This window comes from Bacillus paramycoides, assembly GCF_038971285.1.
In the GTDB taxonomy this organism is placed as follows: domain Bacteria; phylum Bacillota; class Bacilli; order Bacillales; family Bacillaceae_G; genus Bacillus_A.
The window spans coordinates 4,947,307-4,960,223 of the sequence record NZ_CP152427.1 but is presented as its reverse complement, the minus strand read 5'-3'; the positions used below and the strand labels follow the sequence as shown (position 1 = coordinate 4,960,223).

Annotated in this window: 11 protein-coding genes; all 11 read left to right on the top strand. The window is 37.3% G+C overall.

The features are described 5' to 3' along the window. Positions 1-28 precede the first annotated feature (28 nt). The 11 genes from comFA to AAG068_RS25840 all read left to right on the top strand — a co-directional run bounded on the left by comFA (position 29) and on the right by AAG068_RS25840 (position 12,762). Positions 29-1,378 (top strand): ATP-dependent helicase ComFA, encoded by a 1,350-nt coding sequence (comFA, locus tag AAG068_RS25890; protein WP_342716338.1) that lies wholly within the window; start codon positions 29-31, stop codon positions 1,376-1,378. Further along, a complete protein-coding gene (locus AAG068_RS25885) occupies positions 1,378-2,082 on the top strand; it encodes a ComF family protein (protein WP_342716337.1) in 705 nt (234 codons plus the stop codon). The genes comFA and AAG068_RS25885 overlap by 1 nt, the downstream gene beginning before the upstream one ends. Positions 2,083-2,208: 126 nt before the next feature. Further along, a complete protein-coding gene (cspC, locus tag AAG068_RS25880; protein WP_001990088.1) occupies positions 2,209-2,406 on the top strand; it encodes a cold shock protein CspC in 198 nt (65 codons plus the stop codon). A gap of 322 nt (positions 2,407-2,728) precedes the next feature. Then, complete coding sequence (gene hpf, locus AAG068_RS25875; protein ID WP_087959291.1) at positions 2,729-3,271, top strand: ribosome hibernation-promoting factor, HPF/YfiA family; 543 nt, start codon at positions 2,729-2,731, stop codon at positions 3,269-3,271. Positions 3,272-3,546: 275 nt separating this feature from the next. Continuing rightward, positions 3,547-6,054: a preprotein translocase subunit SecA gene (gene secA, locus AAG068_RS25870; RefSeq protein ID WP_342716336.1), complete on the top strand. Its 2,508-nt coding sequence runs from the start codon at positions 3,547-3,549 to the stop codon at positions 6,052-6,054. A gap of 144 nt (positions 6,055-6,198) precedes the next feature. Beyond that, a protein-coding gene (prfB, locus tag AAG068_RS25865; RefSeq protein WP_306186569.1) for a peptide chain release factor 2 occupies positions 6,199-7,297 on the top strand; the annotation gives its coding sequence in 2 pieces (ribosomal slippage) (positions 6,199-6,270 and positions 6,272-7,297; 1,098 coding nt in all). 442 nt (positions 7,298-7,739) lie between these two features. Further along, the gene (gene cccB, locus AAG068_RS25860) at positions 7,740-8,063 is read left to right on the top strand and encodes a cytochrome c551 (RefSeq protein WP_342716335.1); all 324 of its coding nucleotides are present in this window, start codon (positions 7,740-7,742) and stop codon (positions 8,061-8,063) included. A 280-nt stretch (positions 8,064-8,343) separates the two neighbouring features. Continuing rightward, complete coding sequence (ftsE, locus tag AAG068_RS25855) at positions 8,344-9,030, top strand: cell division ATP-binding protein FtsE (protein WP_087955103.1); 687 nt, start codon at positions 8,344-8,346, stop codon at positions 9,028-9,030. Further along, the gene (ftsX, locus tag AAG068_RS25850) at positions 9,020-9,913 is read left to right on the top strand and encodes a permease-like cell division protein FtsX (RefSeq protein ID WP_342716334.1); all 894 of its coding nucleotides are present in this window, start codon (positions 9,020-9,022) and stop codon (positions 9,911-9,913) included. The genes ftsE and ftsX overlap by 11 nt, the downstream gene beginning before the upstream one ends. Before the next feature lie 70 nt (positions 9,914-9,983). After that, positions 9,984-11,468 carry a S41 family peptidase gene (locus AAG068_RS25845; RefSeq protein ID WP_342716333.1) on the top strand — a complete coding sequence of 495 codons (1,485 nt, stop codon included), beginning with the start codon at positions 9,984-9,986 and terminating at the stop codon, positions 11,466-11,468. Positions 11,469-11,559: 91 nt separating this feature from the next. Beyond that, positions 11,560-12,762, top strand: coding sequence for a PDZ domain-containing protein (locus AAG068_RS25840; protein ID WP_342716332.1), 1,203 nt, complete (start codon positions 11,560-11,562; stop codon positions 12,760-12,762). The last annotated feature ends 155 nt before the right edge of the window (positions 12,763-12,917 follow it).

Below are 12,917 nucleotides of genomic sequence, written 5' to 3'. Positions count from 1 at the left end.
TTTATAGTAATGCTGGAGGTGGTTGCTAATGCTTGCTGGAAAGCAATTACTATTAGAAGAACTCTCTTCAGATTTACGGAGAGAGTTAAGTGATATGGAAAAGAAGGGAGAGGTCGTATGTGTACAAGGTGTAATGAAGAATGCTTCTAAATATACATGTCAGCGCTGCGGAAATATAGAGCAACGACTCTTTGCATCATTTTTATGTAAAAGGTGCTGGGAGGTATGTACGTATTGCCGGAAGTGTATAACGATGGGGAGAGTTAGTGAATGTGCTGTACTCGTTCGCGGAATTTATGAAAGAAACGGAGAAAGGGGGGCAAATCCGTTACAGTGGAATGGGACTTTATCTATTGGTCAGGAGTTGGCGGCGAAAGGTGTTATAGAAGCTATTAAGCAGAAAGAATCTTTTTTTATTTGGGCTGTATGCGGCGCTGGGAAAACAGAAATGTTATTTTACGGTATTGCAGAGGCGCTTCAAAAAGGAGAAAGGGTTTGTATTGCAACGCCAAGAACAGACGTTGTACTGGAATTAGCACCGAGATTACAAGAAGTGTTCCCTAGTATAAATGTAGCTGCTTTATACGGAGGGAGTGTAGATCGTGAAAAAGATGCAGCGTTAGTCGTTGCAACGACTCATCAACTGTTACGTTACTATAGAGCATTTCATGTCATGATCGTAGATGAGATTGATGCCTTCCCCTATCATGCGGATCAAATGTTACAGTATGCAGTGCAACAAGCGATGAAAGAGAAAGCGGCGCGTATTTATTTAACAGCAACTCCCGATGAAAAGTGGAAGCATAATTTCAGAAAGGGGAAACAAAAAGGGATCATTGTTTCAGGACGATACCATCGTCATCCGTTACCAGTTCCTCTATTTAGCTGGTGCGGGAATTGGAAGAAAAGCCTTCATCATAAAAAAATTCCTCGAGTGTTACTACAATGGTTGAAAATGTACTTCAACAAAAAGTATCCTATTTTTTTATTTGTTCCTCATGTGCGATATATAGAAGAAATAAGTCTGTTATTGAAAGGGTTGGATAATAGAATCGATGGTGTACATGCAGAAGATTCGATGAGAAAAGAAAAAGTAGCAGCGTTCAGAAAGGGAGAAATTCCGTTATTAGTTACAACGACAATTTTAGAAAGAGGGGTAACTGTGAAGAACTTACAAGTGGCGGTGCTAGGGGCAGAAGAAGAAATTTTTTCAGAGAGTGCGCTCGTACAAATTGCAGGCCGAGCGGGTCGTAGTTTTGAAGAGCCATATGGCGAGGTTATGTATTTTCATTACGGTAAGACAGAGTCGATGGTACGGGCGAAAAAACATATTCAAAGTATGAACAAAAATGCGAAGGAACAAGGAATGATCGACTAATGCATTGTTTACTTTGTGATGAGTATATGTTGGAAACAGTTAGTTGGTACACCTTCTTTGTAAAGTCCCATAAAAAATATGTATGTAATAGATGTGAGCGGAAACTTTCCTATATTATAGGGAAGATTTGCATAGAGTGTGGGCGACCTTTAGAGGACTTGCCTTCCGTATATAAAGAAAATGATATTTGTGTGGATTGCGTAAAGTGGATAAATGAGGAGAAGTATCGTCCTTTTAGAAATCGTTCTTTGCACGTGTACGATGATGAGATGAAAGAAATAGTAGCACAGTTTAAGTTTCGGGGAGATGCGGAGTTAGTTCATATTTTTCATCGATCCTTTCGGGAACTATTTCAAAAGTATTTTACGGACGTTTCAATTGTTATTGCTGTTCCACTTAGTAGGGAACGGAAATATGAACGTGGTTTTAATCAAGCAGAGTTATTAGCAGCTTGTTTACCTGTCAAAAATTCTTATCCATCATTAAGAAGAAGAGAAACAGAAAAGCAAAGTAAGAAGACACGTAAAGAAAGGCTTTCGGGAAGTAATCCTTTTTATTTTCAGGGAGAAGAGATGTTTCATGGTCAACACATTTTACTCGTGGATGATGTATATACGACAGGAATTACAGTGAGACAAATTGGAAGTCTTTTATACGATAGAGGAGCTAGAGAAGTTTCTAGTTTGACGCTCTGTAGAAGTTGATCTGTAACTGTCGAAAGAGATAATAAAAAGACGATAAGTCTTCTTTGACTTCGTAAGTTGTCATTCGTTATAGTGAAATTATGGGGCAAGAGCCCTGATTTTTAGAGTGAAGGGAATGGAATGAACATGCAAGGAAGAGTAAAATGGTTCAATGCAGAAAAGGGATTTGGGTTTATTGAGCGTGAAGACGGTGATGATGTGTTTGTTCATTTTTCTGCGATTCAACAAGATGGATATAAGTCATTAGAAGAAGGACAACAAGTTGAGTTTGACATTGTAGATGGCGCACGTGGACCGCAAGCAGCTAATGTTGTAAAACTGTAGGAATGTTGTTTTTGGGGAGAGAAAGCTGCGTTTGTGGCAACGTTATATATATGTAGTAGAACCTCTTGTTTGTTGCAAGGGGTTTTTGTTATGAATTAAGTTGTCAAAAAGTTGTTTCTTTTCTGTAACGAATTGTCCACAGTTATATTCGTTATTCACGATGTTAATAGGATAAAATAAAGATAGAAACGATGCATCTTTTCATTTCAACAAAAAACGATAAAAAAATCGCAATTCCACTAATTTTTTTAAAAAAGTTAGAAGGAGTTTTTAAGCCAGTGTCGAAATTATAGTACATAGGCTTGAAAGGAGGAATTCATCTATGAAATTCAACATTCGTGGTGAAAATATTGAAGTAACTCCAGCATTAAAGGAATATGTAGAGAAAAAACTAGGTAAGTTAGAGCGTTATTTTGATACATTCCCAGAGATTAAAGTTAATTTAAAAGTATACTCTGACAAGCAACGTGTCGAGGTAACAATTCCATTTACTGATTTATTACTTCGTGCAGAAGAAACTAATAGCGATATGTACGCTGCTATCGATTTAGTAGTTGATAAACTTGAGCGACAAATTCGTAAACATAAAACAAAAGTAAATCGTAAGTTACGTGAGAAAGGTTCTATGAAAACGAACTTTATCCTTCCAGAAGCAGTAGCTGTTCTGGATGAGGTAGAAGAGGATGAACTTGAACTTGTACGTACAAAACGATTCGATTTAAAACCGATGGACGTTGAAGAAGCAATTCTACAAATGGATATGCTAGGACATAATTTCTTCGTCTTCACAAATGCTGATACAAATGAAACTAACGTTGTATATGGCCGTAAAGATGGGAAATATGGTTTAATCGAAACTAAATAATAATTCAAAAGCGCAGCCGAAATGGCCGCGCTTTTTTTGCTGAAAATAGATTTTTACAAAAAGTTTTCTTAATTTAGAACGAGACATTCGGCCGATTGTTGTCATAGTTATAAGACAAGTGTTACAATTATCATTAGGTATATACATTTTAGTTTTTTTAATTAGGAGAAAAATTGGCATAACATACATTTGATTTTTATAACGACTGATTGTAATAGAGAAAAAGAAAAAACAATCGGAAGTTTTATTTTAATAAAAAGAGGAGCGTATTTCCTATGATCGGTATTTTAAAAAAGGTGTTTGATGTAAATCAACGCCAAATTAAACGTATGCAGAAGACAGTTGAGCAAATTGATGCACTAGAGCCATCTATTAAGCCATTAACTGATGAACAATTAAAAGGGAAGACGCTTGAATTTAAAGAACGTCTAACAAAAGGTGAAACAGTAGATGATCTATTACCTGAAGCTTTTGCGGTTGTTCGTGAAGCTGCGACTCGTGTTCTTGGAATGCGTCCGTATGGCGTACAGTTAATGGGTGGTATTGCCTTACATGAAGGGAATATCTCTGAGATGAAAACGGGTGAAGGTAAAACGTTAACATCTACATTGCCTGTATATTTAAATGCTTTAACAGGAAAAGGTGTTCACGTTGTTACAGTCAACGAATACTTAGCACAACGTGATGCGAGCGAAATGGGACAACTTCATGAGTTCCTAGGCTTAACAGTAGGAATTAACTTAAACAGTATGTCACGCGAAGAAAAACAAGAGGCTTATGCTGCTGATATTACGTATAGCACAAATAATGAGCTTGGATTCGATTACTTACGTGACAACATGGTTTTATATAAAGAGCAGTGCGTTCAACGCCCACTTCACTTTGCTATTATCGATGAAGTCGATTCTATCTTAGTCGATGAAGCGCGTACGCCGCTTATTATTTCTGGACAAGCCCAAAAATCAACAGAGTTATATATGTTTGCAAATGCATTCGTTCGTACGTTAGAGAATGAAAAAGAATATTCATTTGATGTAAAAACGAAGAATGTAATGTTAACAGAAGATGGTATTACGAAAGCCGAGAAAGCTTTCCATATTGAAAACTTATTCGACTTAAAACATGTAGCGCTTCTTCACCATATTAATCAGGCACTTCGTGCGCACGTTGTTATGCACCGCGATACAGATTATGTTGTACAAGAAGGCGAAATCGTAATTGTAGACCAATTTACTGGTCGTCTTATGAAAGGTCGTCGTTATAGCGAAGGTTTACACCAAGCTATCGAGGCAAAAGAAGGCGTAGAAATTCAAAATGAAAGTATGACACTTGCGACAATTACATTCCAGAACTATTTCCGTATGTACGAAAAGTTGTCTGGTATGACTGGTACAGCGAAAACAGAGGAAGAGGAATTCCGTAACATTTACAATATGAACGTTATTGTAATTCCAACAAACAAACCGATTATTCGTGATGATCGTGCTGATTTAATCTTCAAATCAATGGAAGGTAAATTTAATGCTGTTGTTGAGGATATTGTAACTCGTCATAAACAAGGACAACCTGTTCTTGTCGGTACAGTTGCGATTGAAACGTCAGAACTTATTTCAAAAATGTTAACGCGTAAAGGCGTACGTCATAACATCTTAAATGCGAAAAACCATGCGCGTGAAGCAGATATCATTGCAGAAGCTGGTATGAAAGGTGCTGTAACAATCGCGACGAACATGGCGGGTCGTGGTACGGATATTAAGCTTGGAGACGATATTAAAAACATTGGTTTAGCAGTTATTGGTACAGAGCGTCACGAAAGTCGTCGTATTGATAATCAGTTACGTGGTCGTGCTGGTCGTCAAGGAGACCCTGGTGTTACGCAGTTCTACTTATCAATGGAAGATGAACTAATGCGCCGCTTCGGTTCTGACAATATGAAAGCAATGATGGATCGTCTTGGTATGGATGATTCTCAGCCAATCGAAAGTAAAATGGTTTCTCGTGCAGTAGAATCTGCGCAAAAACGTGTAGAAGGAAATAACTATGATGCACGTAAGCAGTTACTACAATACGATGATGTACTTCGTCAGCAACGTGAAGTTATTTACAAACAGCGTCAAGAGGTAATGGAGTCTGAGAACTTACGCGATATTATTGAAGGTATGATGAAATCTACAGTAGAGCGTGCGGTTGCACTTCATACACAAGAGGAAATTGAAGAAGATTGGAATATTAAAGGTCTTGTTGACTACTTAAATACAAACCTTCTGCAAGAAGGAGATGTAAAAGAAGAAGAATTACGTCGCCTTGCTCCAGAGGAAATGAGCGAGCCAATTATTGCGAAATTAATAGAGCGTTATAACGACAAAGAAAAGCTTATGCCAGAAGAGCAAATGCGTGAGTTCGAAAAAGTTGTTGTATTCCGTGTTGTAGATACGAAATGGACAGAGCATATTGATGCGATGGATCATCTTCGTGAAGGTATTCATTTACGTGCTTACGGTCAAATTGATCCACTTCGTGAGTATCAAATGGAAGGATTCGCAATGTTCGAATCCATGATTGCTTCTATTGAAGAAGAAATTTCTCGTTACATTATGAAAGCTGAAATTGAACAAAACTTAGAGCGTCAAGAAGTTGTTCAAGGTGAAGCTGTTCACCCATCTAGCGATGGCGAAGAAGTGAAGAAAAAGCCAGTTGTAAAAGGTGACCAAGTGGGCCGCAACGATGTATGTAAATGTGGTAGCGGTAAAAAATATAAAAACTGCTGTGGCATTGGGAAGTAATATAGGGCGTTAGCCTAGGCTACTTTGCAAACTTTTACATCAAAAATGTATAATTAAGAAGGATTAAACTCTCTCCGTCATAAGTGGAGAGAGTTTCCCTTGTTTTCATACGAAAGTAACAGCAATTACATAGAGGTGAAGGAAATGGAATTAGTAGAAATTAGACAGGAATTAGAGAAAATGGCTAAGAGATTAGCGGCTTTTAGGGGGTCTCTTTGACCTCTCTACTAAGGAGAAACAAATTGCAGAATTAGAAGAGAAAATGATGGGCGCAGGATTTTGGGATGACCAACAAGGCGCACAAGCTGTAATTAACGAAGCGAATGCACTGAAAGATATGGTTGGAAAGTTCCGTCAGTTAGATGAGACGTTCGAAAATTTAGAAATCACGCATGAGCTTTTAAAAGAAGAGTATGATGAAGATTTACATGAGGAGCTTGAATCAGAAGTAAAAGGCTTAATTCAAGAAATGAATGAGTATGAGCTGCAATTACTACTAAGCGACCCTTATGATAAAAATAACGCAATTTTAGAATTACACCCAGGTGCTGGTGGAACAGAGTCACAAGACTGGGGTTCTATGTTACTACGTATGTACACACGTTGGGCTGAAAAACGTGGATTTAAAGTAGAAACGGTTGATTATTTACCAGGTGATGAAGCTGGTATTAAGAGTGTTACTTTATTAATTAAAGGTCATAACGCTTACGGTTATTTAAAAGCAGAGAAAGGTGTACATCGTCTAGTGCGTATTTCACCATTCGATTCTTCAGGTCGCCGTCATACATCGTTCGTATCTTGTGAAGTTGTTCCTGAGTTCAATGATGAAGTTGAGATCGAAATACGTTCGGAAGACTTAAAAATTGATACGTACCGTGCAAGTGGTGCAGGTGGACAGCATATTAATACGACAGACTCAGCAGTTCGTATTACACATACACCAACAAACACAGTTGTAACATGTCAATCAGAGCGTTCACAAATTAAGAACCGTGAGCATGCGATGAAAATGTTAAAAGCAAAATTATATCAAAAGAAATTAGAAGAGCAACAAGCGGAGTTAGATGAAATTCGCGGTGAGCAAAAAGAAATTGGATGGGGTAGCCAAATTCGTTCTTACGTATTCCACCCATATTCTCTTGTGAAAGACCACCGTACAAATACAGAGGTTGGTAACGTACAAGCAGTTATGGATGGAGAAATTGATCCATTTATTGATGCTTACTTACGTTCTCGTATCTAATAAGCTAATTGAAAAAAGCCAACAAAATTGTTGGCGCATGTTGAGGATATAGAGGATATAAAGAGTATTATTTTATCTATATGGATGAACTACAGAGGAAGAGAAGTTGGAAACGACAACTTCTCTTTTTGATGGGATTATATGTAGCATACAATGTTGTATATTGTTTTGTAAAAAGTAGAGAATAGTAAAACAGAGCGGCAATAGAGTAAGACTTTATACAGAACTTTTTTAATTTCCCGTTCAAAAAGGATTCTTTATAGAAGTTTATAAGTTGTTCACAGAATTGAAACAACTTATAAAAGCTTTATATCATTAGGGTTCTCACGGTATTTTTGAAGAATATGAAATATACCTTAGTTTTTCTATATAAAGATAATGCTTATAATGAAAATGAGTGTGTTAGGAATGAAAAGAATATCAACAATGGGGAGCGATAGAAGTGAAAAAGAAATTGTTGGCTATTGTGCTAGGAACATCAGTCGTTTTTGCTTTAGGAGCATGTGGAAATAAAGAAGAGAGTAAGCCTTTGAAACAATCTGCAAGTACAGATAGCGCAGAGCAAATTTATCAAAAAAGTTGTATAGGCTGTCATGCGAAGGATTTATCAGGAGCAACTGGACCGGATTTACGAAAAGTAGGACAGAAATATGATGCGGCAGACATCGAAAAAATTATTGAAAAAGGTCGCGGCTCCATGTCACCAGGAATCATTCAAGGTGAGGATGCGAAAAAAGTAGCTGAGTGGTTAGCTGAACATAAATAAAGAGAGTAAAATAAACGAGTTGGTTATATAGCTAACTCGTTTTCCTTTTTGTGGAATGTAACATAACTGTAACAAAAATGTATCCGAATTGGAAACCGTTTGATGTTACAATGAGGTTTGTAGAATTTTGCTGAAATATATTACATAGAGTAGCATTGCTAATAAAAAGCATGAATGGAAGCTACCTTCAACAAGAGTAGTTAAGTGAGAATAAAGTTTTTATTTTTAGATGTACAGAAAAGTATTTCGAAAAAAATCATTAAGTATTGGGTGATAAATAATGATAAAAATGACGAATGTTTATAAGGAGTACCCGAATGGTATGAAAGCCATTGCTGGTCTCACAGTTAACATTAAACAAGGTGAGTTTGTATACGTAGTTGGACCGAGTGGAGCCGGGAAATCTACATTTATTAAAATGATGTATCGTGAAGAGAAGCCATCTACAGGATCTATTAATGTAAATGGTCTTACTATCGAGTCATTAGCAGAAAGAGACGTTCCATATTTCCGTCGTCAATTAGGCGTAATTTTCCAAGACTTTAAATTACTACCTAAATTAACGGTATATGAGAATGTTGCGTTTGCCTTAGAGGTAATTGAAGAAGAGCCAGATGCAATTCGTGAGCGTGTAACAGAAGTTTTAGGTCTTGTAGGTCTTGAAGATCGTGCAGACGCACTTCCAAGTGAACTTTCAGGCGGGGAGCAGCAACGTGTTGCAATTGCGAGAGCAATTGTTAATAGACCAAAGGTTGTAATTGCCGATGAGCCAACAGGTAACTTAGATATTGAAACAGCTCTTGATATTATGAAGATTTTCACGCGCATTAATGAGCGTGGTACAACGATTGTTATGGCGACACATAACGCAGATATCGTAAATACAATCCGTCATCGTGTAATCGCGATTGAAGGCGGAAAAATTGTTCGAGATGAGATTGAGGGAGGATACGGATATGAAGGCTAAGACCCTTAGTCGACATTTACGAGAAGGTGTAAAGAATCTATCACGTAACGGATGGATGACGTTTGCTTCTGTTAGTGCGGTAACAGTTACATTATTACTTGTAGGTGTCTTTTTAACAGCGATTATGAATATGAACCATTTTGCGACGAAAGTAGAGCAAGATGTAGAAATTCGTGTACACATTGATCCAGCAGCAAAAGAAGCTGATCAAAAGAAATTAGAAGATGATATGAGCAAGATTGCAAAAGTAGACTCTATTAAATATTCTTCTAAAGAAGACGAGTTAAAACGTTTAATTAAAAGCTTAGGTGATAGCGGAAAAACGTTTGAGTTATTTGAACAAGATAACCCACTTAAAAACGTATTCGTTGTAAAAGCAAAAGAACCAACAGATACAGCGACAATCGCGAAAAAGATTGAAAAAATGCAGTTTGTAAGTAATGTTCAGTACGGAAAAGGTCAAGTTGAACGATTATTTGATACTGTAAAAACAGGTCGTAACATCGGGATTGTGTTAATTGCGGGTCTTTTATTCACAGCGATGTTCTTAATTTCTAATACAATTAAAATTACAATTTATGCTCGTAGTACAGAAATCGAAATTATGAAACTTGTAGGTGCGACAAACTGGTTTATTCGTTGGCCGTTCTTATTAGAGGGATTATTCTTAGGAGTATTAGGATCAATTATTCCAATTGGCTTAATTCTAGTTACGTATAATTCACTACAAAGTGTGTTTAACGAGAAACTTGGCGGAACAATTTTCGAACTTCTACCATACAGCCCATTTGTATTCCAATTAGCTGGTTTACTAGTGTTAATCGGTGCTTTAATCGGTATGTGGGGAAGTGTAATGTCAATTCGTCGCTTCTTAAAAGTATAAAAAGTTGCAAACATAATTCGTACAAGCTTATCATATAGTAGAAATAGGTAAAGGCATCACACACTGTGTGATGCCTTTTGCTACACCACCTGTGTGTTTTGGAAAGGGGAATTCCGCATTGAAACGTAGAGTTGCAATTATTGGAATGGTTGTTGCATTTTTAATTGGTGCTGGCGGAATGTTTGCAGGTATGTCTTTATTTGGGGTTAACCCAGCAGAAGTAACGCAAACAATTTCGAGTGGAAACGCTAGCACTGCGCAAGGGAATTTGGCAAAAATTAATGAGGCGTATGCACTAATTGATTCACGTTATGTGGAAGACGTGAAAGATGAAAAATTAGTCGAAGGTGCAATACAAGGCATGTTGTCTACGCTGAAGGACCCTTATTCCACGTATATGGATAAAGAAACGGCTAAACAGTTTAGTGAATCACTGGATCCCGAGCTAGAGGGAATCGGGGCTGAGGTGAACAAAACGGACGGTAAGCTTATTATCGTGTCTCCAATTAAAGGCTCACCGGCAGAAAAGATTGGAATTAAACCGAATGACCAAATTTTATCTGTAGATGGAAATAGTGTGAAAGATTTATCCCGTGAAGAAGCGGTATTAAAGATTCGTGGTAAAAAAGGAACGACTGTTGCGATTGAAATTAAGCGCGCAGGAGTAGCTGATCCGATTGTATTTAAAATTAAGCGTGAAAAAATTCCGATTTTCACAGTGTTTAGTTCTGTGAAGCAAGAGAGCGGAAAAGATATCGGTTATATGCAAATCACTTCTTTTGCTGAAAATACGGCGAAAGAATTTAAGGATCAGTTAAAAGAGTTAGAGAAGAAAAATATAAAAGGCTTAGTTATTGATGTACGTGGTAATCCTGGTGGCTACTTAAATAGTGTAGAAGAGATACTAGGGGAAATTATGACGGATAAAAAGCCGATGCTACAAGTAGAGCAACGAAATGGTGAGAAGAAGAAATTCTCTACTGAACTGAAAGAGAGAAAGCCGTATCCAATTTCAGTATTAATTGATAACGGAAGTGCTTCTGCTTCAGAGATTTTAGCGGGTGCGCTAAAAGAGGGAGAAGGATACGATTTAGTTGGTGAAAAAACGTTTGGTAAAGGTACTGTTCAGCAAGCCGTTCCATTTAAAGATGGTAGCAACATTAAATTAACGATGTTTAAATGGTTAACACCGGATGGAAACTGGATTCATAAAAAAGGAATTGCGCCAACAGTAGAAGTGAAGCAACCAGATTATTATCATGCGACACCAATTCAAATTGAAAAGACACTTTCATATAACTCAAATGATGTACAAGTAAAACACGCGCAAGAAATGCTTAAGAGTTTAGGATATGTACCAGGACGTGAAGATGGATACTTTAGTAAAGAGACAGAATCAGCGCTGAAAGCATTCCAAAATGCGAATAAGATGGAAGCGACAGGACAGCTTGATAAAAAGACAGCTGAAGCGATTCAAACGAAAATTATTGAAAAAATCCGTTCTGGAGAAAATGATCTACAATTACAGTCAGCATTAAAATTAATAGCGAAATAGAAAGAAATACAGGCAGTTTGCTGCCTGTATTTTTTTGTGTTAAACAAACGTTTGTCCAGTTATGATAATATAAAAAGAAAGAATGATATAAATGGTGGTGAATGGGTTCGTGGAGGCATGGATTTTTGAAATAATGCGGGCGGTTGGACGTTTTTTCTTACACCCTGCTGTCTATGTATTTTTAATAAGTAGTATCTTTGTTGGATATTTACGTATGTTACGAGAACGAAAGGATTTTTCCTTTAAGGTTTATGATATTTGGTTTGAACTGCGAACATCTTTATTCGCAGGAGTTAAATACGGATTAATCGTATCTATTATTACAATTGGACTTGGACTTGTTGTTTCTAAAGCAAGCTTATGGGCCATCTTACTATGGACGTTATTATTTGGATTAACTGCTATGTATCGATATTTATCAGCAGCTTATACGTTTAGTATCGCAATTGTATGTGTTCTATTATCTTCTAAGCTACCAGTTTCCTTCTTACAGCTTGGAGAAGGTGAAGAGAGTACGATTGTATCTCTTGCTATTTTGCTAGGCGTTATGCTCGTTGTAGAGGGCTTGTTGATTTCTAAAAATGCAGTAGGATATTCGACGCCGAAGCTTAGGAAGGGTAAGCGCGGATTAAAGGTCGGTTTACACGAATCAAAGCGTTTATGGATCGTTCCTATTTTTATTCTTATACCAGGTGACGCGGTAACACAGTTTATTTCATGGTGGCCTGTCGTTTCAATCGGTTCAGATACATATTCTCTGTTCCTCGTTCCATTTTTAATTGGGTTTATGAGAAGGATTAGAAGTTATGAGCCGACGGAAGCCTTATTATTTACAGGAAGACGTGTGTACGGATTAGCAGGACTTGTGCTTGTTTTAGGAGTCGCAAGTTATTGGTGGTACGTACTTGCAATTATCGCAATGGGCGTTGCAATGCTTGGACGTTTTACAATTTCCATGCAAGAGAAAATTGCGGATGAAACAAGACCAGCGTACTTTGCTGCACGTAATGATGGACTCGTTGTATTAGATACAATCCCGAATACAATTGGGGCGGAGCTGAATTTACTACCTGGAGAAATGATTACGAAAGTAAATGGAGTCATTCCAAGAAGCGCCGAGGAATTTTATGATGCACTTCAAACGAAGACGACAGGAGCATTTTGTAAGTTAGAAGTATTAGATACAAATGGAGAGCTTCGCCTTGCTCAAACGGCATTATACGCCGGAGGACATCACGAATTAGGTATTGTGTTTGTTCAGCAGGAGCATGAATGGGATTCAGAAGCTATGTAATAAAAGTAGGGTATCACCTTGTGGTGATACCCTTTTTTTGTTTGGAGAGGATTAATAGTAAATGAAATTTATATCGGCGATTATCCAAATATATCGACTTTCTGGAAAAAAATACAATTATTGCAAACCTTATTTTAGTTTCATAGTTGAATCAC

Excerpts from the sequence above, each read along its gene's own strand:
- comFA (WP_342716338.1), top strand. The coding sequence starts at position 29 with ATGCTTGCTGGAAAGCAATTACTATTAGAAGAACTCTCTTCAGATTTA.
- cspC (WP_001990088.1), top strand. The coding sequence starts at position 2,209 with ATGCAAGGAAGAGTAAAATGGTTCAATGCAGAAAAGGGATTTGGGTTT.
- secA (WP_342716336.1), top strand. The coding sequence starts at position 3,547 with ATGATCGGTATTTTAAAAAAGGTGTTTGATGTAAATCAACGCCAAATT.
- ftsE (WP_087955103.1), top strand. The coding sequence starts at position 8,344 with ATGATAAAAATGACGAATGTTTATAAGGAGTACCCGAATGGTATGAAA.
- AAG068_RS25840 (WP_342716332.1), top strand. The coding sequence starts at position 11,560 with ATGGTGGTGAATGGGTTCGTGGAGGCATGGATTTTTGAAATAATGCGG.
- AAG068_RS25845 (WP_342716333.1), top strand. The coding sequence starts at position 9,984 with ATGCCTTTTGCTACACCACCTGTGTGTTTTGGAAAGGGGAATTCCGCA.
- AAG068_RS25885 (WP_342716337.1), top strand. The coding sequence starts at position 1,378 with ATGCATTGTTTACTTTGTGATGAGTATATGTTGGAAACAGTTAGTTGG.
- hpf (WP_087959291.1), top strand. The coding sequence starts at position 2,729 with ATGAAATTCAACATTCGTGGTGAAAATATTGAAGTAACTCCAGCATTA.
- ftsX (WP_342716334.1), top strand. The coding sequence starts at position 9,020 with ATGAAGGCTAAGACCCTTAGTCGACATTTACGAGAAGGTGTAAAGAAT.